This window comes from Streptomyces alanosinicus, assembly GCF_014650595.1.
Taxonomy (GTDB): domain Bacteria; phylum Actinomycetota; class Actinomycetes; order Streptomycetales; family Streptomycetaceae; genus Streptomyces; species Streptomyces alanosinicus.
Genome location: NZ_BMVG01000009.1, coordinates 195,851 through 222,138 on the forward strand (window position 1 = coordinate 195,851; position 26,288 = coordinate 222,138).

At 72.1% G+C, this 26,288-nt stretch carries 26 protein-coding genes; 11 read left to right on the forward strand and 15 right to left on the reverse strand.

Annotated features, from left to right (window positions below; all coding sequences use genetic code 11):
- Positions 1 to 7: 7 nt before the first annotated feature.
- From pcaDC to IE277_RS21375, 6 genes are read right to left on the reverse strand one after another with little or no spacing between them, the layout of a single operon-like run.
- On the reverse strand, positions 8 to 1,195 hold the full coding sequence (pcaDC, locus tag IE277_RS21350) for a bifunctional 3-oxoadipate enol-lactonase/4-carboxymuconolactone decarboxylase PcaDC (protein WP_189954763.1): 1,188 nt from the start codon (positions 1,193 to 1,195) through the stop codon (positions 8 to 10).
- On the reverse strand, positions 1,192 to 2,532 hold the full coding sequence (pcaB, locus tag IE277_RS21355) for a 3-carboxy-cis,cis-muconate cycloisomerase (RefSeq protein ID WP_189954765.1): 1,341 nt from the start codon (positions 2,530 to 2,532) through the stop codon (positions 1,192 to 1,194). The genes pcaDC and pcaB overlap by 4 nt, the downstream gene beginning before the upstream one ends.
- Positions 2,529 to 3,131, reverse strand: coding sequence for a protocatechuate 3,4-dioxygenase subunit alpha (gene pcaG / locus IE277_RS21360; protein ID WP_189954767.1), 603 nt, complete (start codon positions 3,129 to 3,131; stop codon positions 2,529 to 2,531). Before pcaG ends, pcaB begins: the two co-directional genes overlap by 4 nt.
- A gap of 5 nt (positions 3,132 to 3,136) precedes the next feature.
- Positions 3,137 to 3,910 carry a protocatechuate 3,4-dioxygenase subunit beta gene (gene pcaH / locus IE277_RS21365; protein WP_189954769.1) on the reverse strand — a complete coding sequence of 258 codons (774 nt, stop codon included), beginning with the start codon at positions 3,908 to 3,910 and terminating at the stop codon, positions 3,137 to 3,139.
- A 56-nt stretch (positions 3,911 to 3,966) separates the two neighbouring features.
- The gene (locus tag IE277_RS21370) at positions 3,967 to 4,611 is read right to left on the reverse strand and encodes a CoA transferase subunit B (protein WP_189954771.1); all 645 of its coding nucleotides are present in this window, start codon (positions 4,609 to 4,611) and stop codon (positions 3,967 to 3,969) included.
- Positions 4,611 to 5,366 carry a CoA transferase subunit A gene (locus IE277_RS21375; RefSeq protein WP_189954773.1) on the reverse strand — a complete coding sequence of 252 codons (756 nt, stop codon included), beginning with the start codon at positions 5,364 to 5,366 and terminating at the stop codon, positions 4,611 to 4,613. Before IE277_RS21375 ends, IE277_RS21370 begins: the two co-directional genes overlap by 1 nt.
- Before the next feature lie 212 nt (positions 5,367 to 5,578).
- Between IE277_RS21375 and IE277_RS21380 the strand changes: the two genes are divergently transcribed.
- Positions 5,579 to 6,043: a MarR family winged helix-turn-helix transcriptional regulator gene (locus IE277_RS21380; RefSeq protein ID WP_189954775.1), complete on the forward strand. Its 465-nt coding sequence runs from the start codon at positions 5,579 to 5,581 to the stop codon at positions 6,041 to 6,043.
- A gap of 27 nt (positions 6,044 to 6,070) precedes the next feature.
- Here IE277_RS21380 and IE277_RS21385 read toward each other — a convergent pair whose 3' ends face one another.
- Together IE277_RS21385 and IE277_RS21390 are read right to left on the reverse strand one after the other, a co-directional pair.
- Positions 6,071 to 7,105: a DUF3048 domain-containing protein gene (locus tag IE277_RS21385; protein WP_373310836.1), complete on the reverse strand. Its 1,035-nt coding sequence runs from the start codon at positions 7,103 to 7,105 to the stop codon at positions 6,071 to 6,073.
- Positions 7,106 to 7,307: 202 nt separating this feature from the next.
- Positions 7,308 to 8,384: an ATP-dependent DNA ligase gene (locus IE277_RS21390; protein ID WP_189954777.1), complete on the reverse strand. Its 1,077-nt coding sequence runs from the start codon at positions 8,382 to 8,384 to the stop codon at positions 7,308 to 7,310.
- Between the two features lie 73 nt (positions 8,385 to 8,457).
- On the opposite strand from IE277_RS21390, the gene ligD reads away from it, so the two are divergent.
- The 3 genes from ligD (at position 8,458) to IE277_RS21405 (ending at position 11,857) form a co-directional block, all read left to right on the forward strand.
- Positions 8,458 to 9,477 carry a non-homologous end-joining DNA ligase gene (gene ligD, locus IE277_RS21395; RefSeq protein ID WP_189954779.1) on the forward strand — a complete coding sequence of 340 codons (1,020 nt, stop codon included), beginning with the start codon at positions 8,458 to 8,460 and terminating at the stop codon, positions 9,475 to 9,477.
- Between the two features lie 145 nt (positions 9,478 to 9,622).
- The gene (locus IE277_RS21400) at positions 9,623 to 10,597 is read left to right on the forward strand and encodes an ornithine cyclodeaminase family protein (RefSeq protein ID WP_189954781.1); all 975 of its coding nucleotides are present in this window, start codon (positions 9,623 to 9,625) and stop codon (positions 10,595 to 10,597) included.
- A gap of 165 nt (positions 10,598 to 10,762) precedes the next feature.
- Positions 10,763 to 11,857, forward strand: a complete 1,095-nt coding sequence (locus IE277_RS21405; RefSeq protein ID WP_189954783.1) for a LacI family DNA-binding transcriptional regulator — start codon at positions 10,763 to 10,765, stop codon at positions 11,855 to 11,857.
- 36 nt (positions 11,858 to 11,893) lie between these two features.
- On the opposite strand, the gene IE277_RS21410 is transcribed toward IE277_RS21405, so the two are convergent.
- Positions 11,894 to 12,685, reverse strand: a complete 792-nt coding sequence (locus IE277_RS21410) for a VOC family protein (protein WP_189954785.1) — start codon at positions 12,683 to 12,685, stop codon at positions 11,894 to 11,896.
- Positions 12,686 to 12,976: 291 nt separating this feature from the next.
- Between IE277_RS21410 and IE277_RS21415 the strand changes: the two genes are divergently transcribed.
- Entirely contained in the window at positions 12,977 to 13,222 is a 246-nt protein-coding gene (locus tag IE277_RS21415; protein WP_189954787.1) for a WhiB family transcriptional regulator, read from the forward strand.
- A gap of 22 nt (positions 13,223 to 13,244) precedes the next feature.
- On the opposite strand, the gene IE277_RS21420 is transcribed toward IE277_RS21415, so the two are convergent.
- The 4 genes from IE277_RS21420 to ssgD all read right to left on the reverse strand — a co-directional run bounded on the left by IE277_RS21420 (position 13,245) and on the right by ssgD (position 17,806).
- Positions 13,245 to 14,219, reverse strand: coding sequence for an acyl-ACP desaturase (locus IE277_RS21420; protein ID WP_189954789.1), 975 nt, complete (start codon positions 14,217 to 14,219; stop codon positions 13,245 to 13,247).
- A gap of 269 nt (positions 14,220 to 14,488) precedes the next feature.
- Positions 14,489 to 15,265, reverse strand: a complete 777-nt coding sequence (ddaH, locus tag IE277_RS21425; RefSeq protein ID WP_189954791.1) for a dimethylargininase — start codon at positions 15,263 to 15,265, stop codon at positions 14,489 to 14,491.
- Positions 15,266 to 15,389: 124 nt separating this feature from the next.
- Positions 15,390 to 17,060: an ABC-F family ATP-binding cassette domain-containing protein gene (locus IE277_RS21430; RefSeq protein WP_189954793.1), complete on the reverse strand. Its 1,671-nt coding sequence runs from the start codon at positions 17,058 to 17,060 to the stop codon at positions 15,390 to 15,392.
- A 329-nt stretch (positions 17,061 to 17,389) separates the two neighbouring features.
- A complete protein-coding gene (gene ssgD, locus IE277_RS21435; RefSeq protein WP_189954796.1) occupies positions 17,390 to 17,806 on the reverse strand; it encodes a spore wall synthesis regulator SsgD in 417 nt (138 codons plus the stop codon).
- Between the two features lie 209 nt (positions 17,807 to 18,015).
- Here ssgD and IE277_RS21440 point away from each other — a divergent pair, with 209 nt between their 5' ends.
- Positions 18,016 to 19,119, forward strand: a complete 1,104-nt coding sequence (locus IE277_RS21440) for a WD40/YVTN/BNR-like repeat-containing protein (protein ID WP_189954798.1) — start codon at positions 18,016 to 18,018, stop codon at positions 19,117 to 19,119.
- A 104-nt stretch (positions 19,120 to 19,223) separates the two neighbouring features.
- Positions 19,224 to 19,556, forward strand: a complete 333-nt coding sequence (locus IE277_RS21445; RefSeq protein WP_189954800.1) for a plasmid stabilization protein — start codon at positions 19,224 to 19,226, stop codon at positions 19,554 to 19,556.
- Positions 19,557 to 19,566: 10 nt separating this feature from the next.
- Here the strand turns inward: IE277_RS21445 and IE277_RS21450 are convergent, their stop codons facing one another.
- The gene (locus IE277_RS21450; protein ID WP_189954802.1) at positions 19,567 to 19,863 is read right to left on the reverse strand and encodes a YciI family protein; all 297 of its coding nucleotides are present in this window, start codon (positions 19,861 to 19,863) and stop codon (positions 19,567 to 19,569) included.
- A 61-nt stretch (positions 19,864 to 19,924) separates the two neighbouring features.
- Between IE277_RS21450 and IE277_RS21455 the strand changes: the two genes are divergently transcribed.
- The 4 genes from IE277_RS21455 to IE277_RS21470 all read left to right on the forward strand — a co-directional run bounded on the left by IE277_RS21455 (position 19,925) and on the right by IE277_RS21470 (position 25,498).
- Positions 19,925 to 20,629 (forward strand): endonuclease V, encoded by a 705-nt coding sequence (locus IE277_RS21455; protein ID WP_189954804.1) that lies wholly within the window; start codon positions 19,925 to 19,927, stop codon positions 20,627 to 20,629.
- Between the two features lie 228 nt (positions 20,630 to 20,857).
- On the forward strand, positions 20,858 to 22,018 hold the full coding sequence (locus IE277_RS21460) for a CaiB/BaiF CoA transferase family protein (RefSeq protein ID WP_189954806.1): 1,161 nt from the start codon (positions 20,858 to 20,860) through the stop codon (positions 22,016 to 22,018).
- A 43-nt stretch (positions 22,019 to 22,061) separates the two neighbouring features.
- On the forward strand, positions 22,062 to 23,276 hold the full coding sequence (locus IE277_RS21465; protein ID WP_189954808.1) for an acetyl-CoA C-acetyltransferase: 1,215 nt from the start codon (positions 22,062 to 22,064) through the stop codon (positions 23,274 to 23,276).
- 50 nt (positions 23,277 to 23,326) lie between these two features.
- Entirely contained in the window at positions 23,327 to 25,498 is a 2,172-nt protein-coding gene (locus tag IE277_RS21470) for a 3-hydroxyacyl-CoA dehydrogenase NAD-binding domain-containing protein (RefSeq protein ID WP_189954810.1), read from the forward strand.
- Here IE277_RS21470 and IE277_RS21475 read toward each other — a convergent pair.
- Positions 25,488 to 26,234: a MerR family transcriptional regulator gene (locus IE277_RS21475; RefSeq protein WP_189954812.1), complete on the reverse strand. Its 747-nt coding sequence runs from the start codon at positions 26,232 to 26,234 to the stop codon at positions 25,488 to 25,490. The two genes, IE277_RS21470 and IE277_RS21475, sit on opposite strands and share 11 nt — an antisense overlap.
- Between the last annotated feature and the right edge of the window lie 54 nt (positions 26,235 to 26,288).

A 26,288-nucleotide genomic window follows, 5' to 3' on the forward strand; every position in this document is an offset into this window, starting at 1 on the left:
GGCAGGGTCACCCTCGGCCCCGGCATGCGCCATCCCCCTCGCCGTCCCCTTCGCCGGCTCCCTCGTCGTTCTCCGCGTTCTCCGCGAGTTCGTCGAGGACCCGCTGCGCCGTCGCGAACGCGGAGTTGGCGGCCGGCACCCCGCAGTAGACGGCCGTCTGCAGCAGCACCGCGGCGATCTCCGGCGGCGTGAGCCCGTTGCGCAGCGCCGCGCGGACGTGCATCGCCAGCTCGTCGGTGTGGCCGTGCGCGACCAGCGCGGTCAGCGTGATCATGCTCCGCTCGCGGCGGGACAGCGTCGGATCGGTCCAGATCTCCCCCCAGGCGTAGCGGGAGATGAAGTCCTGGAAGCGGGCGGTGAACGGGGTCTGCCGGGCCTGCGCCCGGTCCACATGCGCATCGCCCAGCACCTCCCGGCGCACTGCCGTCCCGCTCGCCGGCGGCCCGTCGAGCTGGGCGCGCAGCGCGGTCAGCACGGCCCGCGGGCACTGCGCGGGCGCCAGATGGGAGCAGCCGGGCAGCTCCACCAGTGTGGCGCGGGGCACTGCGTCGGCGATCTCCCGCAGCCGTGCGGGCGGGGTCGAGGGATCCTCCTTGCCCGCCACCAGGAGCGTCGGTACGGCGATGTCGCCGAGCCGGTCCCGCAGGTCGAACGCGGCGAGCGCGTCGCAGCAGGCGGCGTACGCCCGCGGATCGGCCTCCCGGTGGTCCCGCACCAGCCCCGGCACCGTGAACCCGGGAGTGAACCAGCGTGCGTCGGCACTCGCCGCCAGCCACTCCACGCCCTCGTGCCGCACCCGCTCCGCCCGCTCCCGCCAGGGTGCCTCGCCGCCGAAGCGGGCGGCGGAACACATGACCGCCAGCGAGGTCAGCCGGTCGGGGTGGTGCACGGCCAGATGGAGGCCGACGGCGCCGCTGAGCGAGACGCCCGCGTAGCCGAACCGGTCGATGCCGAGCCCGTCGGCGAGGGCCAGCACCAGCGCCGCGAGGTCGCCGACGGTCGCGCCCGGCCCGATCAGGTCCGGTGCCGAGCCGCCGTGCCCGGGCAGGTTCCAGCGCACCACGCGGTGGCCGGCCGACAGCTCGGGCGCCACCGCGTCCCACAGGGCGTACGAGGTGCCGAGCGAGGGTCCGAGCAGCAGCGGGGGAGCGGAGGCCGGGCCTTCGGCCAGGTGGTCGAGGAGTTTCACGGTCAACGTCGCTCCAGGGCACGGTCGGTGAGCGCACCGGCGAACCCGGTGTACTGCGTGGGATCGGTGAGGCCGGCCAGGTCGAGATCGGTCAGCTCCGGTTCTTCGGAGAGAAGTTCACCGAGTGGTCGGTCTTCGGTGCGGGCGCGGCGGGCGAGTTCGGTGAGCAGCGCCTTCGCGCGGGCGCGGCCGAGCCGGGGCGCCAGTACGGCGGACAGGCGCTCGGAGACGATCAGTCCCCCGGTGAGGTCCAGGTTCCGGCGCATGGTGCCGGTGTTCACCTGCAGGCCCTCGGCGAGTTCGGCCGCGTCCCGGGCCGCGCCCCCGGTCAGCCGGAGCAGCTCGCGCAGCGGCTCCCACTCGGCGTGCCAGGCCCCGGCCGGGCGCTCGTCACCCGCCGCGAGCGAGCCGTACAGCGTGGCCGCGAGCTGCGGAGCGCGCCGGGCCGCGGCCGCGAGGAGCGTGGCGCGCACGGGGTTGGCCTTGTGCGGCATGGCGGACGAACCGCCGCCGCTGCCCTCGGCCACCTCACCGAGCTCGGTGCGCGACAGCGTCAGCACATCCTCGCCGATCTTGCCCAGGGCGCCCGCGGTGAAGGCCAGGGCGCCGGCCAGATCGGCGACCGGAGTGCGCAGGGTGTGCCAGGGCAACGGCGCCGCGGCGAGCCCCACCGCACGGGCGTACGTCTCCGTCAGCGCGGTCGCGTCCCGGGCGCCGTACCCCTCGAATGCGGCCAACGTGCCTGCGGCACCGCCGAGTTGGGCGGGCAGTGCCGCGCGCACCCGGGCCAGACGGTCCCGTGCGTCGAGGACCAGCGAACGCCAGCCGGCCGCCTTCAGGCCGAAGGTCGTCGGCACGGCGTGCTGGGTGAGTGTGCGGCCGGGCATCGGGGTGTCCCGGTGTGCGGCGGCCCGCGCGGCGAGCGCGCGCTCGGTGCGGGCGAGGTCGGCGAGGACCGGCTCCAGGGTGCGCGCGGCGACCAGCATGGTCGCGGTGTCCAGGATGTCCTGGCTGGTCGCGCCCCGGTGGACGTACGGGCCGTACGGCTCGCCCACCGCGGCGGTGAGGTCGGCGACGAGCGGGATCACCGGATTGCCGCCGGCGCGGGCGCGTTCGGCGAGGGAGCGCACATCGAAACGGGCGGGCTCGGCCGCGCGGGCCACCGCGTCGGCGGCCTCGGCCGGGGCGAGGCCCAGCGCCGCCTGGGCACGGGTCAGCGCGGCCTCGGCGTCCAGCAGGGCCCGCAGATACGCGCTGTCGCCGCTCGCGTGCGCGGCGGGGGAGCCGGCCCACCCAGGGGCGAGCAGACCGCTGTCACTGCTGTCACTGTCGTCAGGTGTCACCGGTACTCCAGGAAGACCGTCTCGCCTTCGCCCTGAAGGCGGATGTCGAAACGGTAGGCGCCCTCGCCCTCGTCGCCGGCGATCAGCGTGTCGCGCCGGTCGCCCACCCGGACGAGCAGCGGGTCGGCGGCGAGTGCGGCCTCGTCGCCCGGCAGATAGATCCGGGTGAACAGATGCATGAGCAGGCCGCGCGCGAAGACACAGACGCTGAGGTACGGGGCGCCCCGGCCCCGGACACCGGGCCGCAGGGTACGGGCGTACCAGTGGCCGTCGGCGTCGGTCTGGCTGCGGCCCCAGCCGGTGAACTCCACGCCGTTGCGGCCCAGATGGCCGCCGGTGGCCGGATCGCGGCGCAGCGAGCCGTCCACCTGGGGGACGGTGCCGTCGGGGCGCGGACCCCACAGCTCCACCAGGGCGTCCGGCAGCGGCTCGCCCGCGCCGTCGAGGACGTACCCGTGCACGGTGATCGTGTCCCGGTGGCCGAGCGGTGCGATGTCCTCGCCGCCGCGGAAGGGCAGCGCATAGCCGTAGAAGGGGCCGACCGTGTGGGACGGGGTGGGCGGCACCTGCTCCGGGCCGCTCGTGTCGGTCTTCGTCATGGGGGTCAGCGCCCTTCTTCGGTCCAGGTGGCGGACGGGCCGTCCAGCACGATGTCCCAGTGGTAGCCGAGCGAGAACTCCGGCACCGACAGACCGTGGTCGTAGGTCGCGATCAGCCGCTGCCGGGCCGCGTCGTCCGTCACCGACTGCAGGATCGGGTCGTACGGGAACAGCGGGTCGTTCGGGAAGTACATCTGCGTCACCAGCCGCTGTGTGAACGCCGCGCCGAACACCGAGAAGTGGATGTGGGCGGGGCGCCAGGCGTTGACGTGGTTGCGCCAGGGGTAGGGGCCCGGCTGGATCGTGGTGAAGCGGTAGCGGCCCTCGGCGTCGGTGAGGGTGCGGCCCGCTCCGGTGAAGTTCGGGTCGAGCGGGGCGTCGTGCTGTTCGCGCCGGTGGGCGTACCGGCCGGCGGAGTTGGCCTGCCAGATCTCGATCAGCTGGCCGCGCACCGGGCGCCCGGCGCGGTCCAGCAGCCGCCCGGAGACGGTGATCCGCTCGCCGACCGGCTCGCCCCGGTGGTGCCGGGTGAGGTCGTTGTCGATCTCGGTGATGTCACGCTCCCCGAAGGCGGGGGAGTACAGCTCCACCAGTTCCGGGTCCTGGGCGCTGTCGATGGCGACCGGGGGCTGCACGGGATGGCGGAGCACGGAGGAGCGGTAGGGCGTGTAGTCGCGGCGAGGGTGGTGCTCGACGGGGGCGCCGTCGGCGAGCCGCTTCTCGTACGCTGCGTGCCGGGCGGCGATCTCCCGGTCGATGTCCTGCTGGGTGAGGCTCATGGGGCTACCTGACGCTTCCTCGGGCGGCGAGCATGTGAGCGGTGTTCACAGCGGCTTCACAGCAGGTTCTCGGCGATGGTCAGTTCGGCGTCGGTCCGGGCGATGACCTCGTCCACGCTCACATCCGGCGCGGTCTCCACGAGCACGAGCCCGTCCCCGGTGACATCCAGCACGGCAAGATCGGTGATGACTCGGTTCACACACGCCTTCCCCGTGAGCGGCAGCGTGCACTCCTTGAGGATCTTCGGCGAGCCGTCCTTCGCGAGGTGCGTCATCATCACGATCACCTGCCGCGCGCCATGGACCAGGTCCATCGCCCCGCCGATCCCGGTGACCAGTTTGCCCGGCACCGCCCAGTTCGCGAGGTCACCACCGGCGGAGACCTGCATCGCCCCCAGCACGGCCACATCGATGTGCCCGCCGCGGATCATCGCGAACGACAGCGCCGAGTCGAAGAAGGACGCCCCCGGCAGTACGGTGACGGTCTCCTTGCCCGCGTTGATCAGATCCGCGTCCACCTGGTCGTCGGTCGGATAGGGGCCGGTGCCCAGGATCCCGTTCTCCGACTCCAGCACCACCTCCACTCCCTCGGGCAGATGATTGGGGATCAGCGTCGGCAGCCCGATACCGAGATTGACGTACTGGCCGTCCCGCAGCTCGCGTGCCGCCCGCGCGGCCATCTGCTCACGCGACCACGCCATCAGACACTCACCGTCCGACGCTCGATCCGCTTGTCCGCCGCCTGCTCCGGCGTCAGCGCCACGACCCGCTGCACGAAGACGCCCGGCAGGTGTACGGCATCGGGGTCGATCGCGCCGGGCTCGACCAGCTCCTCCACCTCGGCGATCGTGACCTTCCCGGCCATGGCCGCGAGGGGGTTGAAGTTCCGGGTCGACCGGTTGAACACCAGGTTCCCGTGCCGGTCGCCCCGAGCGGCCCTGACCAGCGCGAAGTCGGTACGGATGGCACGCTCCAGGACGTACTCGGTGCCGTCGAACTCCCGCACCTCCTTCGCGGGCGATGCCAGCGCCACCCCGCCCTGCCCGTCGTACCGCCACGGCAGTCCGCCCTCGGCGACCTGGGTACCCACTCCGGCCGGCGTGTAGAAGGCGGGGATCCCGGCTCCGCCCGCGCGCAACCGCTCCGCCAGCGTGCCCTGCGGAATCAGCTCCACCTCCAGCTCACCGGACAGGTACTGGCGGGCGAACTCCTTGTTCGCGCCGATATAGGAGCCGGTCACCCGGGCGATCCGCCCCGCCGCCAGCAGCACCGCCAGCCCCGACTCCATCGCCCCGCAGTTGTTCGACACCACACGGAGCGCACCCGTCCCACGCTCGTACAACGCCTGGATCAGCACATTCGGCACACCGCTCAGCCCGAACCCGCCCACCGCCAGTGACGCACCGTCCGGCACATCGGCCACCGCCTCCGCGGCCGTGGCGACCACCTTGTCCATCCGTGAAGCCCCATCTCATCAATCAATGTCATCAATTAATCAGGGCACTGAGTATTTCGGTGAAGCGCTCCTCACGCTGCCACCGGGGCCGGGAGCCGTCAAGGCCCCAGTGTGCAGGCCCATCGATGGGTGGACAGCAGGCAGACAGTCGGGCTGACTGTCGGTATTGTTCAGTGCACCAACTAATTGATCAGCCGATCAGGGGAGCGCGTATGGCCGCCGTGGACCTCGGCATCCATCCCGGGCATCTGGCCCGGCGGCTCCAGCAGGCGCACTACCTGCTGTGGAACACGATGGTCTCCGAGGAGATCACCTCGCCGCAGTTCGCCGTCATGAACGCGCTCGTCGCCGAACCGGGCCTCGATCAGCGGACCGTGGGGGAGCGGGTGGGTCTGGACCGGTCGACCATCGCCGAGGTCATCAGCCGGCTGGGGCGCCGGGGACTGCTGACCAAGGAGCGCGACCCGCAGGACGGCCGGCGCTTTCTGCTCCGCCTCACCGACGACGGCCTGCGCACCCACCGCAAGCTGACCGTGCGCACCGCCCGGATGAACCAGGTCTTCCTCGCCCCCCTCTCGCCCGGGGAACAGACGGTGTTCCTCGATCTGATCCGGCGGGTGGCGGACGCGGCGGAGGGGCTGCGCAGTCCGGCGGAGCCGGTGGCGGCGCGGCACTGATCCCCCCGCGGCACTGATCCCCCCGTCTCACGACGCCGGTGCGAACACCACCCACACCTGGCCGTCGGCGAAGTTCATCCGGCCGCCGTCCGCCGTCGTGAACGCCGTACCGTCCGTCGCCTTCGGCCGTGACCAGGAGGCGTCGAAGGACCGGCCGTCACGCAGCACCTCCGCCTTCCCCGAGCCGACCGTCTCGGTGTACGGCGTGGGGCTGCCGAGCGCGTCATGGTAGGTGGAGTCATGGATCCGCACGTGCTGCACGACGATCGTCCTCGGCGCCACCTGCGCGCCGTCCGCCGTCGCCATGGGCGTGTCGTCCATGGCGATCAGCCAGTGGTGCCGCTCGGCGGACCAGGTGAAGGTGAAGCGCGCAGCCGGGTAGCGGACGGTGCGCGAGGCCGTGGGCCTGCCACCGGACGGGGCCGGGCCATAGCGGAAGCCGGTCGTCAGCGCCGCCTTGCCGGGGGCGGCCGGCAGCAGCGTGGCCGGGCGCAGATAGAGGTTGTGCGGGGCGGCCTTGCCGGCGGCCCGGAAATAGGCCGTGGGGTCCTCGTCGGCGGACTGCGCCCGCAGTGGTGCCTTGCCGATCAGCGGCAGCAGCTTGTGCTGGGCGCCGGAGAAGGCGAGCGTCGGCCGGTCGAACTGGCGCAGCAGCTCCAGATCGGACTCGCGGGCGCTGCGCACCGGCCCGACGGTCCGCGGAAGCCTGGTCGCGTACACCGCCAGCAGCCGGCTCAGCCCGCCCTCCACCTGCTCGGCGTACACCACGTCCGCCGCATCGAGGCCGCTCTGCGGGCGGGCCACCGGTACGTTGTCGATCTTCACGGCGAGCGGTGACCCGGCCGCCGCGACGGGGGGTGTCCGAGTGGGCGGTGCGACGGGGGTGGCGGTGTGCTGCGGGGCGCGGCTGTCGTCCCGGTCGGGGCGGGCGCAGCCGGCTGTCAGCGAGCCCGACATCGATGCGGCCAGCACGGCCGCCGTCAGTGCCGTGCTCCTCGTGTGCGCCCTGTGTCTCATGCCCACTGCGGCCACCCCGTTCGTGTTGTCGGATTGTGCGCTCATCGGGTCAGCGCTGGCCCTACCCGAACGCAAACGGTCCTGCGCGCTCAGTGGGCCGAACGGGCCCGAGAGATGACCCGTGCGGGCGGCGGATGGCCGTACCGGGCTCATGCCAGCAGCTCACGCCGGTCGCTCGCGGCGGCCGGGTCCCGGCCGGCCGGGCCGCGCGATCCTCATGCCGCCCGCGCGCTACGTCCTGCCTGCCTCAGCCGGGGTCGCTCTCGCCCAGGATCTCCGCGAGGTCGTACCGCACCGGCTCCTCCAGCTGGGCGTAGGTACAGCTCTCCGGTGTGCGGTCCGGGCGCCAGCGACGGAAGCGCGCGGTGTGCCGGAAGCGCTGGCCGTTCTCCATGTGGTCGTAGGCCACCTCGGCGACCCGCTCCGGCCGCAGCGGCACCCACGACAGGTCCTTCTTGCCCGACCAGCGACTCGGCGCGCCCGGCAGCCGGGCGGTCTCATGGGCGGCCTCGTCCGACCAGGCCGCCCACGGGTGTCCGGTCACGTCGTCGATGCGCAGCGGCTCAAGCTCCTCGACCAGTTCCGCCCGCTTCTTCATGGCGAAGGCGGCCGACACGCCCACATGCTGGAGTCTGCCCCCGTCGTCGTACAGCCCGAGCAGCAGCGAGCCGACCACCGGACCGCTCTTGTGGAAGCGGTACCCGGCCACGACCACGTCCGCCGTCCGCTCGTGCTTGATCTTGAACATGGCCCGCTCGTCCTGCAGGTAGGGCAAGGCGAGCGGCTTGGCGACGACCCCGTCGAGACCGGCGCCCTCGTACTGCTCGAACCACTGCCGCGCCACATCGACTTCCGTCGTCGCGGGCGCCAGATGCACCGGCGGCGTCGCCGCGGTGAGGGCTCGCTCCAGCAGCGCCCGGCGGTCCGTCAGCGGGGTGGCGAGCAGCGACCGGTCGTCCAGGGCGAGCACGTCGAAGGCGACGAACGAGGCCGGCGTCCGCTCGGCCAGCATCCGCACCCGTGAGTCGGCCGGATGGATCCGCTCGGTCAGCGCGTCGAAGTCCAGATGCCCGTCCCGCGCGATCACGATCTCCCCGTCCAGCACACACCGCTCGGGCACCCGCTCCTGCAACGCCGTCACCAGCTCGGGAAAATACCTGGTCAACGGCTTTCCGGTACGACTGCCCAGCTCGACCTCGGCCCCGTCCCGGAACACGATCGCCCGGAACCCGTCCCACTTCGCCTCGTAGTGCATGCCCGGCGGGATCTTCGCCACGGACTTGGCGAGCATGGGTTTCACGGGTGGCATCACCGGCAGATCCATGGTCCGATTCTGCTCGCATATGCCCCGTGCCGCCCGGTGTGCGAGCGGTGCGGGCTGCGCCTACCGTGGCCGCATGGGCGACGCGGTGGAACTTCAGGCGGGCAGCCGGACCGTACGACTGTCCAGCCCGGACAAGATCTTCTTCCCGGAACGGGGCTTCACCAAGCTGGACGTCGCGCAGTACTACATCGCCGTGGGCCCAGGCATCCTGCGCGCGCTGCGCGACCGCCCCACCACCCTGGAGCGCTACCCGGACGGCGTGGGCGGCGAGTGGTTCTACCAGAAGCGGGCCCCGAAGGGCATGCCCGACTGGATCCCGACCGCCCACATCACCTTCCCCAGCGGCCGCAGCGCCGACGAGATGTGCCCCACCGAGGAGGCCGCCGTGGTGTGGGCCGCCCAGTACGGCACCCTCACCTTTCACCCCTGGCCGGTGCGCGCCACCGACGTCGACCGCCCCGACGAACTCCGCATCGACCTCGACCCGCAGCCCGGCACCGACTACGACGACGCCGCCCGCGCCGCCCATGAACTGCGCGCCGTCCTCGACGAGTTCGGCGGACTGCGCGGCTGGCCGAAAACCTCCGGCGGCCGGGGCCTGCATGTCTTCGTCCCCATCGAACCCCTCTGGACCTTCACCCAGGTGCGCCGCGCCGCGATCGCCGTCGGCCGGGAGCTCGAACGCCGGATGCCAGACCAGGTGACGATCAAGTGGTGGAAGGAGGAACGGGGTCGCCGCATCTTCGTGGACTACAACCAGACGGCCCGCGACCGCACCATCGCCTCCGCCTACTCCGTGCGCCCCCGCCCCCACGCCCCCGTCTCGGCACCCCTGCGCTGGGACGAGGTCGGCGTGGCCCACCCCGCCGACTTCGACCTCACCACCATGCCCGCCCGCTTCGCCGAACTCGGCGACGTGCACGCCGACATGGACGACCACGCCTACTCTCTGGAGGCACTGCTGGAACTGGCCCGCCGCGACGAACACGACCACGGCCTGGGCGATCTGCCGTACCCGCCGGAGTACCCGAAGATGCCCGGCGAACCCAAGCGGGTCCAGCCGAGCCGGGCCCGGCAGGAGAAGACCTCCTGAAGGCATCGCGCCCTGTCGACGTCCTCGATGTACTCGATCCCCCCTGAACACCCTGTCCTCCCCTGGTCCATGGCCTCCGTCCGCCACTGATCACAGCATGCACGACGGCACTGACAACGGCCCCGGAGCAAGGGATCATGCGGGCATGACCCGCGTCCTGACCCGAAGCGATCTGGAGGCCGTGCTCGAACCCGCGGCCTGTCTCGCCGCCCTGCGCGACGGTTTTCGTACGGCCCGCGGGACGTCCGACAGGACGGCGGACAGGGCGTCCGACAGCACCGCCGTACCCGGTCTCCGGGTCCGTACCGATCTGCCGTTCCCGGGCACCGCCACCGTGCTCGTCCCCGGCCTGCTGCCCGGCGTCGACGCCTACTCCGTGAAGGTCAACGCCAAGTTCCCCGGTGCCCGGCCCGCCCTGCGCGGTGTGATCTGCCTGCACAGCGGCGCGGACGGTGAACTGCTCGCCCTGCTGGACTCCGCGACCGTCACGGCCTGGCGGACCGGGCTGGCCGCCGCCCTCGGAACCGGACTCCTGGCACCGGCCGGATACGACGTACTCGGCGTGATCGGAGCCGGTGCCCAGGCCGAGTTGACCCTGCGCGGTCTGGCGAGCGAGCGCCGGCCCCCTCGACTCGTCGTCCACGACACCGACCCCGGTCGGGCCACAGCGTTCGCCGCCCGGCACGGCGGCCGGGTGCTCGACTCGGCCCGCGCGGTCGCCGAGGCCGCGGACACCGTGCTGCTCGCCACCTGGTCCCGGGCCCCGCTGCTCGCCCTCGCGGACACCCGCGCCGGACAGCACTTCACGAGCCTCGGCACCGACGAGCCCGGCAAGCGGGAACTCGCCCCCGACCTGCTGGACACCGCGCTCCTCGTCGTCGACGACCCCGAACTCGCCGTACAGGCAGGGGTGTTGTCGGCACCTGACATCAACCGGGCCACCGCCGACGCGACCCTCACGGACGTCCTGGGCGGCGCACACCCCGGACGTACCTCGGCCGGGCAGCGCACGGTGTACGCCCCCGTCGGGCTGCCCTGGCAGGACCTCGCCCTCACCTGGCTCGCCTGGCGGGCGGCCGAGCGCCGGGGTGTGGGAACGACCCTGGATCTGCTGGACTGACCCCCGGTCCGACGTGGCCGGCCCACCGCGCGGACGGGGCCCGTCGCTCGGCCATCAGACGCCTGTGAGCCGGCCGATCGGTGCCGGCTTCCGCGATACGAGGCATCCTCGTCACGGCTGCCGCGTGGTTATCCTGGCCGGCAGCCCCCGATGAGGAGTGCCGAAGTGACCGAGGCAGTGTCGCGTCCCACGCTGGAGGCCGTGGCCGCGCGGGCCGGTGTGTCCCGGGCCACCGTGTCCCGGGTGGTCAACGGCGGCGACGGGGTGCGCGAACCCCTGGCCGAACGGGTCCGGCGGGCCGTGGCGGAACTGGGCTACGTGCCCAACCAGGCGGCGCGCAGCCTGGTCACCAGGCGGCACGACGCCGTCGCGGTCGTCATCGCCGAGCCCGAGACCCGGGTCTTCGCCGACCCCTTCTTCGCCCTCCAACTGCGCGGGATCAGCAAGGAGTTGACCGCCCACGACAACCAACTGGTACTGCTCCTGACCGAGGGCCGCGACGATCACGCGCGTGTGGCCCGGTATCTCGCCGGGGGCCATGTCGACGGCGCCCTCGTCTTCTCCCTGCACCTCGACGACCCGCTGCCCGGCCTGATCCACGACGCCGGCGTGCCCACCGTGTTCGGAGGCCGGCCCGGCTGGGGCGACGACGGCGACGCGGCCGGGCACACGCGCTCCACGGGGGAGGGCCCGGGCGTGGTGTACGTCGACTGCGACAACCGGGGCGGGGCCCGCGCGGCCGTACGCCATCTCGTGGACCTCGGCCGCACCCGGATCGCGCACCTCACCGGGGCCCTGGACCAGACGTCGGCGGTGGACCGGCTCGACGGCTACCGGGACGTCATGGCCGGGGTACCGGGCGCGAGTGATCCCCGGCTGGTGGTGGAGAGCGACTTCACCCCGGGCGGTGGCGAACGCGCCATGCGCGCACTCCTCGACCGGTGCCCGGACGTGGACGCCGTGTTCGCCGCCAACGACCTCACCGCGCTCGGTGCCCTGCGCGTGCTGCGGGCGAGCGGCCGGCGGGTCCCCGAGGACGTGGCCGTCATCGGCTTCGACGACATGCTTCCCGTCGCCATGGAGGCCGATCCGCCGCTGACGACGGTCCGCCAGGACATCGAGGAGATGGGCCGGCTCATGGCCCGGCTGCTGCTGCGCGGCCTGGCCGACGGCCGCGACCGGAGCGCGGCCATGGCGCAGCCGCCGCCCGCGGGCGGCGTGATCCTCCCGACCACCCTGATACGGCGGGCCTCCGCATAGCCACCGCGCGAGCGGCCCCCGGTCCGGGCGGCCGGCTCAGCCCTGCGGCGACTCGCTTCTGATCACCGCGAAGCGGGCGCCGTACGGGTCGGTGAACTTGGCCATGCGGCCGACGCCCTCCATGGTCGTCGCCGGCATGCGCACCTGCCCGCCGAGCTGCTGAGCCTTGTCGACCACCGCGTCGGTGTCCTCGACCTCGAAGTACGGCAGCCAGTACGGGCCGCCCTCGGCCTCGGACGGGGCGTCGGCCAGCGGCACGATCCCGCCGAACATCGTGTCGTCCCCGCCGTCGGCCGGGTTGACGCAGGTGTACGTCCCGCCCGGGAAGGGCACGGCGGAGGTCTCCAGGCCGAGCACCTGGTGGTAGAAGGCGGCGGCCGCCGCGATGTCCGGGGTGTACAGCTCGACCCAGCACAGCGCGCCCGGTTCGTTCGCCGCGTCGACACCCTTGGTCCGGCCCGGCTGCCAGATCCCGAAGGGCACACCCGCCTGGTCGGCGAGGACCGCCATATGTCCCTGGCCCATCACATCCATCGGCTGGAACAGCACTCTGCCGTGCGCCAGTTCGGCGGCCTTGGCGGTGGCCTGCGCGTCCTCGCTCTGGAAGTACACCGTCCAGGCCGGCGGGCCCTGCTCGGGGCCGGCCGGCGCGCCGCCCGCGACGGTCCTGCCGTCCAGCTGGAAGAAGCCGTAGCCGCCGGCGTCCGGTCCTGCCGACCGGAACTGCCAGCCGAAGAGAGTGCCGTAGAAGGAGCGGGCGCCGTCGATGTCGGACGTGGTGACGTCGATCCAGTTCGGGGCGCCGTCGACGAAACGGGTGGTGAGCATCTTCGCCCTCCTCAGAAGGGTCCCGTCCAGTGCACTGCCGAGTCTGGCACCGCCCACTGACAATCGCCGCCGGAGCGCAATCGCCGCCGGAGCGCCGTGAGCCACGGGACCGGACCGGCCCCGCTCTCACGATCGGTGACCGGGCGCGTTCTCCGGGTTTTCGCCCCGCCCCGCGCGCCGCCGTGCGCGGCAGCGACCCGGGGGAGCATCATCGAGGCGGCCCAAGGCCCTGCCGGCGGCGTTGACCCGGCGTTGATCGAACGTTTTTCGCCGCGCGGCACGATCCTCGTCATGCACTTCGAGACGATCACCCCGGCCGACGACACCTGGCAGGCACAGGCGCTGTGCGCGCAGACCGGGCCGGACTTCTTCTTCCCCGAGCCCGGCAGCTCGGTGCGCGAGGCGAAGCGCATCTGCGCCATGTGCGAGCTGCGCCCGGCCTGCCTGGACTACGCGCTGGCCCATGACGAGCGCTTCGGTGTCTGGGGCGGCCTGTCCGAGAAGGAGCGTCTCGCCCTCCGCCGCACGTCCAACTGATCCCGCTCCGGCCCCGGGCGTGTCAGGCTGCGGCGCGCGCCGCCATGCGGGCCTTGCGGGCGGCCAGCTTCTCGTCGAACTTGAGGGCCTCGGCGTCCAGGCCGCCCATGAACAGGCCCAGTTCCTCCTGCGCCGCGCGTCCCTCCGGGCCGAGGCCGTCGATCTCCATGACCTTCAGGAAGCGCAGCACGGGCTGCAGCACGTCGTCGTGGTGGATGCGAAGGTTGTAGACCTCGCCGATGGCCATCTGCGCGGCGGCCCGCTCGAAGCCGGGAATGCCGTGGCCGGGCATGCGGAAGTTGACCACGACGTCGCGTACGGCCTGCATCGTCAGGTCGGGCGCGAGCTCGAACGCCGCCTTCAGCAGGTTGCGGTAGAAGACCATGTGCAGGTTCTCGTCGGTGGCGATGCGGGCCAGCATGCGGTCGCACACCGGATCGCCCGACTGATGGCCGGTGTTGCGGTGCGAGATCCGGGTGGCCAGCTCCTGGAAGGCGACGTAGGCGATCGAGTGCAGCATCGAGTGACTGTTGTCGGACTCGAATCCCTCGCTCATATGTGCCATGCGGAAACGTTCCAGCTTGTCCGGGTCCACCGCGCGCGACGCCAGCAGGTAGTCGCGCATCACGATGCCGTGCCGGCCCTCCTCGGCCGTCCAGCGGTGCACCCAGGTGCCCCAGGCGCCGTCACGGCCGAAGAGCGTGGCGATCTCGTGGTGGTAGCTCGGCAGGTTGTCCTCGGTGAGCAGATTGACCACGAGGGCGATACGGCCGATCTCGGTGACCTTGGACTGGTCCTTGTCCCAGGCCTCCCCGTCCTCGAACAGGCCCGGGAAGTTACGGCCGTCGCTCCACGGCACGTACTCGTGCGGCATCCAGTCCTTGGCGACCGTGATATGCCGGTTCAGCTCCTTCTCGACCACTTCCTCCAGGGCGAACAGCAGACGCGCGTCGGTCCATGCGGACGGGCTGCCGAGGTGAGGGGTGGTGATCGTCACGAGAACTCCAGGGAGACGCCGAACAACGGGGAGACAAGCGGGACGGTCCGGCGAGCGGTGCCGGAAACCTACGAGATCGTAGGCTACGAAGCCGTAGGTTACGAAGCCGTAGGTTAAGTTCGCTGTAAAGATCGCTGATCAGCGTGGCCAGAGTCGCCTCCTGGTGTGGCGTGGCGCCGTTCCACGGCACGTTCGGCCGCGGTCCCGGGCATGCCGACGGCCCCGGGATCCAACGATCCCGGGGCCGTCGGAGTGACGGGATCAACCGATCAGGCGTACAGCTCCCGCAGTCGTACCGAGAGGCAGGTCACACAGCCCTCCAGCTTCTCGAACTCGCTGATGTCCACCGTCACCACCTCGTGGCCGAGATCGGTCAGCAGTTCCGCGGTCTTCGGGGCGCTCGCCGCCATCAGCAGCTTGTGGCCGCCCAGCAGCACCACATGCGAGCCGGACTCCTCCGGCACCGACAGGAAGCCGGGGAACAGCGACGGCCGGTCGACCTTCGGTATGTTCCCGATCACCGTGCCGTCGGGCAGCGCGGTCACCGCCGACTTCAGGTGCAGCACCTTGCTCACGGGCACGGCCACCACACGCGCGCCCAGCGGTTCGAAGGCGGCCCGCACCTGCTGCACACCGGCCGCGTTGGTGCGTCCGCCGCGGCCGACGTACACCGTGTCGCCGACCTTCAGGACGTCCCCGCCGTCCAGCGTGCCCGGCTCCCAGATCCAGTTCACCGAGCAGCCGAGGCGGGCCACCGCCTCCTCCACGCCGACGGTCTCCGCCCGCCGGGACTCCGCGCCGGGCCGGGTGATCAACGCCACGTTCTTGTACATGACGACGGTGTCCTCGACGAACACCGAGTCCGGGCAGTCGTCCTCCGGGTCGACCTCGACCGTCTCCCAGTCGTGTGCGCGCAGCGCCTCGACGTAGGCCTCCCACTGCTCGCGGGCGAGACCCACGTCGACCTTCTCCCGCCCGATATGCGTCACCAGGCCTTCGGCGAGGCGGGGGCTGGGGCGGCGGACGAGGGCCTTCTTGCTGGGCACGAGGGACCTTTCGAATCGATGGTGCGGTGGTCGGCACCGGTGAACGCGATGCCGGTTGGCCATCATGCAGTCCGCTCCGGCCAGGACAAAACCCTCGTTGTCAGGCTGTGCCCCTCCTGAGATGTCACCTCCTCGTGCTCTGCACAGGGCCGTCGCCCTGTGCGGATGCCTCACCGAGGCCCTGGACGGCCTCCGGCGCGATCTCCCTCACTTCCCCCTCCTCCAGCAACAGCCAGCGGGTGATGCCGATCGACTCCAGGAACGGCAGGTCGTGGCCGGCCACGAGCAGTGCGCCCTCGTACGATTCCAGGGCCGAGGTCAGCTGCCGCACGCTCGCCATGTCGAGGTTGTTGGTCGGCTCGTCGAGCAGCAGCAGCTGGGGTGCCGGTTCGGCGAGCAGCAGCGCGGCCAGGGCCGCCCGGAACCGCTCGCCGCCGGACAGGGTGGCCGCCTGCTGATCGGCCCGCGCACCCCGGAACAGGAAGCGGGCCAGGCGCGCCCGGACCCGGTTGTTGGTGGCGCCCGGCGCGAACCGGGCCACGTTCTCCGCGACGCTCAGCGTGTCGTCCAGCACGTCCAGCCGCTGGGGCAGGAAGCGCAGCGGCACATGCGCGTGCGCCTCGCCGGACACCGGTGCCAGTTCCCCGGCCACGGTCCGCAGCAGCGTCGTCTTGCCGGCGCCGTTGCGGCCGACCAGCGCGATCCGCTCCGGGCCGCGCAGATCGAGGATGCCCTTGACGCGCGCTCCGTAGGCCGTCGTCAGGTTCTCCAGCGTGAGCACCTGCCGGCCGGGCGGTACGGCCGTGTACGGCAGGTCGACGCGGATCTCGTCGTCGTCCCGTACCGCCTCCACCGCCTCGTCCAGGCGCTCCCGGGCCTCGGCGAGCCGCTCCTCGTGCAGGATGCGGTGTTTGCCCGCCGACTCCTGGGCGGCGCGTTTGCGGGCGCCCATGACGATCTTCGGCTCGCGCTTCTGCTCGTACATCTTCTGGCCGTACCGCTTGCGCCGGGCCAGCTTGACCTGGGCGTCGGACAGTTCGCGCTTCTGCTTGCGCACATCGGCCTCGGCGACGCGCAGCATCCGCTCCGCCGCCTCCTGCTCGACGGCCAGGGCCGCCTCGTATGCGGAGAAGTTGCCGCCGTACCAGGTGACCTCCCCGGAGCGCAGTTCGGCGATCTGGTCGACCAGTTCGAGCAGTTCGCGGTCATGGCTGACCACGACCAGCACGCCCGGCCAGGCGGCGACGGCCTGGTACAGCCGGCGGCGCGCGTACACGTCGAGGTTGTTGGTGGGCTCGTCCAGCAGCAGTACGTCGGGGCGGCGCAGCAGCAGTGCGGCCAGCCGCAGCAGCACCGACTCGCCCCCGGAGACCTCGCCGACCGTGCGGTCCAGGCCGATGTGGCCGAGCCCCAGTTCGCCGAGGGTGACCAGCGCGCGCTCCTCGACGTCCCAGTCGTCGCCGACCGTCTCGAAGTGTTCCTCGGCGACGTCGCCCGCCTCGATGGCGTGCAGTGCGGCCCGCTGTGCGGCGATACCGAGGGCCTGGTCGACGCGGAGCGCGGTGTCGAGGGTGACGTTCTGGGGGAGGTGGCCGACCTCGCCGGAGATCTGGACGGTGCCGTCGTCCGGGGTGAGTTCGCCGGCGAGCAGCTTCAACAGGGTCGACTTGCCGGAGCCGTTGACCCCGACGAGCCCGGTGCGGCCGGGCCCGAAGGCGATGTCGAGCCCGTCGAGGACGGCGGTGCCGTCGGCCCAGGTGAAGGAGAGGGACGTACAGGTGAGGGAAGCTGACATGAGGGCCTCGCAGGGGTGTCGTGCGGTCTGGTGGGCGCATGTCGAGACACCGCGAGGCGGGAACCGAAAAGTCGTGGGGCACAAGGAGGCCATGAAAAAAGGCCTGTGCCGGGGGACGGCTCGGACGCCAAGGTCGTACGCCGCGCACACCTCAACCGGTGCGACGCGATGTCTCGGGACCTCAGACGAGCAACGTCCTTCTCCAATCGACGGCAACAGAACCGTCACCAACGGTAGGAGGGGTGCCGGAGGCTGTCAACGCGATTAAATTCCGCGGGTGTCGAGGAAGCCCGCGGGGCGCCGAGGCGATCAGCCCCGGACCGTGGCGCTCAGCAGGCGTCCTTCATCAGTTCGGCGAGGCCGTGGTCCAGGTCGAGCTGAAGGTGCTCGAAACCGACGGGGACCAGCTCGTCGGCCGCCTCCAGGAAGCGCCGGATCTCGCCCGAGCGCACATGGACGATCGCGGTGCCCTCGGGAGCGTGGAACTCCAGCACCGTACGGTCGTAGCCGTACGGCCGCACCCGGACGTCCCCGCGCCCCTCGGGTCCGTGCAGTCCGGCCGCCAGCAGCTCGCGCGAGAAGGTCCAGCACACCTCCACCCCTTCGAGGGTGGCCGGGGCCGGGAAGGTCATGACGACGGCGAACGGGTCGCGCCGGTCGTAGCGCAGCGTCGCGGGAATGCTCGGCATGCGCGGTGCGGCGGCGACGAGACGGGCCTCTACGGGCTGCTCGATGACGGTGGACAACGCCTTGCTCCCTCGTGACAGCTGGACTACGCCCGGGTGCGGGGCACCCGGCATGGGGAAAGACGACGGATCCAGCCGATGCGTGCACAAGAAGACGGAGTGACGTCGGTCACCATGTTCCCGCGGGGTGACAAGACCGGTGGGCCGGCCGCGACGACGGGCCGCCGCCCTCTGGACGGCGCCGGACCGGTGGGCTAGCTTCGCCCGCCATGAGGCGCTTGGGGAGCACGCGACGCGGCAGACGCAGGAGCAGGCTGGTGGCGGCGGGGGTGGCGTGCGGGGCGGCGCTGGCTGCGCTGACCGTTCCCACGGCCGAGGCCGGGACCCTCGGGCACGGGAGTCCGCACTGGGCACCGAAGGACCCGGGCACCCCGCAGGTCCGCTTCCGGGGCCTGGCGGCCGTCGACCGGCGCACCGCCTGGCTGGCCGGTACCGGCGGCACCGTGCTGCGCACCACGGACGGCGGAGCGCGCTGGCGGAACGTCTCTCCGCCGGGTGCGGCGGGCCTGGAGTTCCGCGACGTCCAGGCGTTCGACGCGCGGCGCGCGGTGGTGCTGGCGATCGGCGAGGGCGAGGCCTCCCGGGTGTATCGCACCGACGACGGCGGGGCGACCTGGACGGAGTCCTTCCGCAACACCGACCCGAAGGCGTTCTACGACTGCATGGCCTTCTTCGACCGCAGGCACGGCCTTGCGATGAGCGACCCCGTGGACGGAAAGTTCCGCATCCTGTCCACGAACGACGGCGGCCGCTCCTGGCGGGTGCTGCCGGCCGACGGCATGCCGCCCGCCCAGGACGGCGAGGCGGGCTTCGCCGCGAGCGGTCAGTGCCTGGTCACCTCGGGTCCCGGGGACGTCTGGCTGGCCACCGGCGGCGGCGCCCATGCGCGCGTGCTGCACTCCGACGACCGGGGACTGACGTGGACGGCCGCCGACACGCCGGTCCCGGCGGGCGATCCGGCCAGGGGTGTCTTCGCGCTCGCCTTCCGCGACCGCGGCCACGGCCTCGCCGTAGGGGGCGACTACCGGTCCGACCAGCCCTCGCCGCACTCCGCCGCCGTCACCGCCGACGGCGGCCGCACCTGGACGCCGTCCGGCACGCCCCCGCCCGCCTACCGCTCCGGGGCCGCCTGGCTGCCGCACAGCCGCACCGCCGCGCTCGCCGTCGGCCCCACCGGCACCGACCTGACCACGGACGCCGGCCGCACCTGGCGGACCATCGACACCGGCTCGTACGACACCGTGGCCTGCACACCCGACCTCGGCTGCTGGGCGGCCGGCGAGAAGGGCAGGGTGGCACGGCTGGAACGCTGACGTCAGCGTCCGGAACCCGGGTACTCGTCCCGTACGGCAAGCGGCGGGAGCGCCGCCCCTGAAGCGGCGCGTGCCGCCCGTGCCGCGGGACGAAGGGAGCGATCATGCCCGCCGGCTCCAGCTCCAAGCGAGAGCGCCAGTACGAGCACATCAAGAAGAGCGCGCAGGACCGGGGCGAGAGCACCGAGCGCGCCGAGGAGATCGCCGCGCGGACCGTGAACAAGGAGCGTGCCCGCGCCGGCGAGTCCAGGACCGCGAGCCGCACCTCGCTCAAGGACATGTCGTCCGGCGAGCGCGGCGGCAAGCGGTCGGGCCACGGCTCCGGGGGCCCGACCTACGACCAGCTGTACAACGAGGCCAGGCAGCGCGGTATCGAGGGCCGCTCGGAGATGAACAAGGCGCAGCTGCAACGCGCGCTGAACGCCGAGAAGGGCTGACCCTGTGGGCTCAGCCCGGCGTCTGCCGGTGGCGCTCCAGTTCCGGAACCGTCTTCGTGGCGGCGAACTCCGTGATGCGGTAGGTGCACACGCCGCCGACGGAGAACGGGTCGGCCGCGATGAGCTCCTCGATCCGGGCGCGGTCCTCGGCGACGGCGATGATCACCCCGCCGTCCCGGGGGTTCTTGCGCCCGGAGGCCAGGAAGAAGCCCTGGTCGTACTGCTCCTCCAGCCATGCCACATGGTCCGGCAGCAGCGCGTCGACGGCGTCGAGGGGCGCGGTGTACGTCAGCTCCAGTACGAACATGATCGCGAGCGTACCCCCCGGCTCCGACAACCCGCCACGGAGCCGTACAGTCGAGGCCACCATGACGACCGTAGGCGTACCCGCGGGCTGGCCCGCGACCGAGGAAGAGGCCCGCGCGGTACAGGACGAGCTGCGTGGCCGGGTGGTGCTCGACGAGCACGGACCGGAGCCCGGGGCGGGCCGTGTCACGGGCGTCGACGTCGCCTACGACGACGACCTCGACCTGGTCGCCGCCGCTGCCGTGGTGCTGGACGCCGCCACCCTGGACGTGGTGGCCGAGGCGACGGCCGTCGGCCGGGTCTCCTTCCCGTATGTGCCCGGCCTGCTGGCCTTCCGTGAGATCCCCACCGTGCGGGCCGCCCTGGAGCGGCTGCCCTGCCCGCCCGGCCTGGTCGTCTGCGACGGCTACGGCCTGGCCCATCCGCGCCGCTTCGGTCTCGCGAGCCACCTCGGGGTGCTCACCGGCCTGCCGGTCATCGGTGTCGCCAAGAACCCGTTCACCTTCACGTACGACGATCCCGGCGCGGAGCGGGGCGCGTCCGCCGCGCTGCTCGCGGGGGCCGAGGAGGTCGGCCGCGCGCTGCGCACCCGGGACGGGGTCAAGCCGGTCTTCGTCTCCGTCGGCCATCGGGTGAGCCTGGGCAACGCCCTGGCCCACACCCTGGCCCTCACCCCGAGCTACCGGCTGCCGGAGACCACGCGCCGGGCGGACGCCCTGTGCCGCCGGGCCCTTCGGGCCGCCGCCCGCGAGAGCACGGGGTCGTAGGCGCCGCCCGCCCCGTACGGCCCGTTCACGCCACCCGTCGCTGCGCGCAGCTCGCGCCGCTGTCGGTGGCTGAGGCTAGCGTGAGAACAGCGGACTCTCCCGGGTGATCCGCGCCGGGCCGGGCACTTGGCTAAGCGCTTGCTCGTTAGGTCTTGTGTCCGGTGGAACGTGTTCTTAGCATCGCCGGTGTTACATCAGTTGTGTCACACATGTCTGGGGGCAGGTCGCATGACGACGGCAGAGACGCGGGCGACGCCGGGTGCCGGTCCGCTCCGCGGCGTGCGCGTGGTCGAGCTGGCCGGCATCGGGCCGGGCCCGTTCGCCGCCATGCTCCTCGCGGACCTGGGCGCCGATGTGGTCCGGGTGGACCGCCCCGGCGGCCCCGGCCTCGGGATCGACCCCGCCTACGACGTCACCAACCGCAACAAGCGCTCCGTCGTGGTCGACCTGAAGGCACCGGACGGCCCCGCGCGCGTGCTGGACCTCGCCGAGCGGGCCGACATCCTCATCGAGGGCTACCGCCCCGGCGTCGCCGAGCGGCTCGGCGTCGGCCCCGAGGACTGCCACGCCCGCAACCCCCGCCTGGTCTACGGCAGGATGACCGGCTGGGGCCAGGACGGCCCGCTCGCCGACCGCGCGGGCCACGACGTGGCCTACATCGCTCTCACCGGCACTCTCGGCATGATCGGCCGCCCGGACCAGCCCCCGGCCTTCCCCGCGAATCTGCTCGGCGACTACGCGGGCGGTTCCCTCTATCTGGTCGTGGGCGTCCTCGCCGCCCTGCACCACGCCCGCGCGAGCGGCACCGGCCAGGTCGTCGACGCCGCCATCGTCGACGGCACCGCCCATCTGTCCGCGATGATCCACGGCATGCTGGCCGCCGGCGGCTGGCAGGACCGGCGCGCCGCCAACCTCCTCGACGGCGGCTGCCCCTACTACGGCACCTACGAGACGGCCGACGGCAAGCACATGGCGGTCGGCGCCCTGGAGGGCCGGTTCTACGACGAGTTCCTGCGTCTGCTGGGCCTGGACGACCTGGCGGCCGCCCACAAGGACTGGACCCGCTGGGGCGAGCTGCGCGAGCGTGTCACCGCCCGCTTCGCGTCCCGCACCCGCGACGAGTGGACGGCCGTCTTCGAGGGAACGGACGCCTGTGTGGCCCCTGTGCTGTCCCTGCGCGAGGCCCCGCACCATCCGCACCTCGCCGCCCGCGGCACCTTCACCGAGCACGCCGGCATCACCCAGCCGGCACCCGCCCCCCGGTTCTCCGCGACCCCCACCGCCGTCCGCACCGGCCCCGCCCTGCCCGGCGCGGACACGGAGGCGGTGGCGCGGGACTGGGGGATACCCGCATCCGTGAACGACGAGCCGGTCACCGACGCCGACTGACCCCGCCCACCCCGCTCGGCCCACCCTCCCGAAAGGCACACCAGTGAGCACCGAAGCGTACGTGTACGACGCGATCCGCACCCCGCGCGGCCGCGGCAAGGCGAACGGCGCCCTGCACGGCACGAAGCCCATCGACCTGGTCGTCGGTCTCATCCACGAGATCCGCGACCGCTTCCCCGGCCTCGACCCGGCCGCCGTCGACGACATCGTGCTCGGCGTCGTCGGACCGGTCGGCGACCAGGGCTCCGACATCGCCCGGATCGCCGCGATCGCCGCCGGACTGCCGGACACGGTCGCGGGCGTGCAGGAGAACCGCTTCTGTGCCTCTGGCCTGGAGGCCGTCAACATGGCCGCGGCCAAGGTCCGTTCCGGCTTCGAGGACCTCGTCCTGGCCGGTGGCGTGGAGTCCATGTCCCGGGTGCCGATGGCCTCCGACGGCGGCGCCTGGTTCAACGACCCGATGACCAACCTCGCCGTGAACTTCGTGCCGCAGGGCATCGGAGCCGACCTGATCGCCACCATCGAGGGCTTCTCCCGCCGGGACGTCGACGAGTACGCGGCCCTGTCCCAGGAGCGCGCCGCGACGGCCTGGAAGGAGGGCCGCTTCGACCGCTCGGTCGTCCCCGTCAAGGACCGCAGCGGCCTGGTCGTCCTCGACCACGACGAGCATCCGCGCCCCGGCACCACCGCCGACTCCCTCGGGAAACTGAAGCCGTCGTTCGCGGACATCGGCGAACTGGGCGGCTTCGACGCCGTCGCGCTGCAGAAGTACCACTGGGTGGAGAAGATCGACCACGTCCACCACGCGGGCAACTCCTCCGGCATCGTGGACGGCGCCTCGCTCGTCGCGATCGGCTCCCAGGAGATCGGCGAGCGCTACGGCCTCACCCCGCGCGCGCGGATCGTCTCCGCGGCCGTCTCCGGCTCCGAGCCGACCATCATGCTCACCGGTCCCGCCCCCGCCACCCGCAAGGCCCTGGCGAAGGCCGGCCTCACCATCGACGACATCGACCTCGTCGAGATCAACGAGGCGTTCGCCGCGGTCGTCCTGCGCTTCGTGAAGGACATGGGCCTCAGCCTCGACAAGGTCAACGTCAACGGCGGCGCCATCGCCCTCGGCCACCCCCTCGGCGCGACCGGTGCGATGATCCTCGGCTCGCTCATCGACGAACTGGAGCGCCAGGACAAGCGCTACGGTCTCGCCACCCTCTGCGTCGGCGGCGGCATGGGCATCGCCACCATCGTCGAGCGCATCTGAACTCCCCGCGGAATCACGAGACTTCAGAGACTTCAACGGAGACGACTGTCATGACCGAGAGCACCACCATCCGCTGGGAGCAGGACGACACCGGTGTCGTCACCCTCGTCCTCGACGACCCGGGCCAGTCCGCGAACACCATGAACCAGGCGTTCCGCGAATCCCTCGCCGCGATCACCGACCGGCTCGAAGCCGAACGGGACTCGATCCGCGGCATCATCCTCACCTCCGCCAAGAAGACCTTCTTCGCCGGCGGCGACCTGCGCGACCTGATCCGGGTCACCCCGGAGACCGCCCAGGACCTCTTCGACGGCGGCCTCGCCATCAAGCGTGATCTGCGCCGTATCGAGACCCTCGGCAAGCCGGTCGTCGCCGCGATCAACGGCGCGGCCCTCGGCGGCGGCTTCGAACTCGCCCTCGCCTGCCACCACCGGGTCGCCCTCGACACCTCCGGCACCAAGATCGGCTGCCCCGAGGTCACCCTCGGCCTGCTCCCCGGAGGCGGCGGAGTCGTCCGCACCGTGCGGCTGCTCGGCATCGCCGACGCCCTGCTGAAGGTGCTCCTCCAGGGGCAGCAGTACAACGCGCGGCGCGCCCAGGAGGGCGGTCTCGTCCACGAGGTCGCCGCCACCCCCGAGGAACTGCTCGCGAAGGCCCGCGCCTTCATCGACGCGAACCCCGAGTCGCAGCAGCCCTGGGACAAGCCCGGCTACAAGATCCCGGGCGGTACGCCCGCCAACCCGAAGTTCGCCGCCAACCTGCCCGCCTTCCCGGCCACCCTGCGCAAGCAGACGAACGGCGCGCCCTACCCCGCCCCGCGCAACATCCTCGCCGCCGCCGTCGAGGGCTCCCAGGTCGACTTCGAGACCGCCCAGGTCATCGAGGCCCGCTATTTCGTGGAGCTGGCCGCCGGTCAGACCTCGAAGAACATGATCCAGGCGTTCTTCTTCGACCTCCAGGCCGTCAACTCCGGCGCCAACCGGCCGAAGGGCATCGAGCCCCGCCCGGTCCGCAAGGTCGCCGTCCTCGGCGCCGGCATGATGGGCGCCGGCATCGCCTACTCGTGCGCCCGCGCGGGCATCGACGTCGTCCTGAAGGACGTCTCCCAGGAGGCCGCCGCCAAGGGCAAGGCCTACTCCGAGAAGCTGTGCGCCAAGGCCGTCGCCAAGGGCCGTACCAGCCAGGAGAAGGCGGACGCGCTGCTCGCCCGGATCACGCCCACCGGCGAGGCGTCCGACCTCGCGGGCTGCGACGCCGTGATCGAGGCCGTCTTCGAGGACACCTCGCTCAAGCACAAGGTGTTCCAGGAGATCGAGTCTGTCGTCGCCCCGGACGCGCTGCTGTGCTCCAACACCTCCACCCTGCCCATCACCACGCTCGCCGAGGGCGTGGAGCGCCAGGCCGACTTCATCGGTCTGCACTTCTTCTCGCCGGTCGACAAGATGCCGCTGGTGGAGATCATCAAGGGCGAGCGCACCGGCGACGAGGCCCTCGCGCGTGCCTTCGACCTGGTCCGGCAGATCAACAAGACGCCGATCGTCGTGAACGACTCGCGGGGCTTCTTCACCTCCCGGGTGATCGGCCACTTCATCAACGAGGGCGTCGCCATGGTCGGCGAGGGCATCGAGCCGGCGTCCGTGGAGCAGGCCGCCGCCCAGGCCGGCTACCCCGCCAAGGTCCTCTCCCTCATGGACGAGCTGACCCTCACCCTCCCGCGCAAGATCCGCAAGGAGACCAGGCGGGCTGTTGAGGAGTCGGGCGGCACCTGGACGTCGCACCCGGCGGAGGCGGTCATCGACCGCATGGTCGACGAGTTCGGCCGCCCCGGCCGCAGCGGGGGCGCCGGCTTCTACGACTACAGCGAGGACGGCAAGCGCGCCGGACTCTGGCCCGGCCTGCGCGAGCACTTCGGCAAGCCCGGGTACGAGATCCCGTTCCGCGACATGCAGGAGCGGATGCTCTTCGCCGAGGCGCTCGACACCGTACGGCTCCTGGAGGAAGGCGTCCTGACCTCGGTCGCCGACGCCAACATCGGCTCGGTCTTCGGCATCGGCTTCCCGGGCTGGACCGGCGGTGTGCTCCAGTACATCAACGGCTACGAAGGCGGCCTGCCCGGCTTCGTAGCCCGCGCGCGGGAACTCGCCGGGGCCTACGGCGACCGCTTCACCCCGCCCGCGCTGCTCGTGGCGAAGGCCGAGAAGGGGGAGCGCTTCAGCGACTGACGTCCGCGTCGGATCCGCTGACGTCCGGCCCGCTGACGTCCGGTCCGCTGACCCACTCGCCCAGCTCCTCCCGCAGCGAGCGCTGGAACGTGGTCAGCAGCGCCTGCACCACCAAGGGGTGCATGTGCGCGGACAGGAACTTCACGTCCTGGGCGTCCCGCTCCGCCACCTCGCCGCGCAGGAGCTGGGAGAGTTCGTGAGCCGCGGCGCGCGAGTGCTCGATGAGCACCTTGCGCGCCGCGAGGATCGCCTCCTGCGACAGCGGTACGTCGAGGAGCTGCACCCCGAGCCGGAGCAGTCCCGAGTCGACACGGAAGGCGCCGTCGTCCGCCGGCATGACGACGTTCATCGCCGCGAGCCGCTGCAGGTCCTCGGAGGTGAGCGGCCGGCCCGCCCGCCGTTCCAGTTCCCGCCGGGACACCGTGTCCACCGTGTCCGGCGCCCAGGACGCCACCACCGCACGGTGAATGGCCAGATCGTGCGGGCTCAGATCGGCGGGCAGCTGCCGCACGTACCGTTCGATCGCCGCCAGCGTCATGCCCTGCTGCTGCAACTCCTCGACGAGGGCCAGCCGCGCCACGTGCTCCGGCCCGTAGTGCCCCACCCGGCGCGGGCCGATCACCGGCGGGGGAAGCAGACCCTTGCTGCCGTAGAAGCGGACGGTGCGGACCGTGACGCCCGCCCGGGCGGCCAGCTCGTCGATGGTGAGGGGCGTCTGCCCGGCATCGGTCGTCATATGCAGCAGTATCGCTGTCTCACCCATGGCGTGAAACCGTCGGTGAACGTCAGG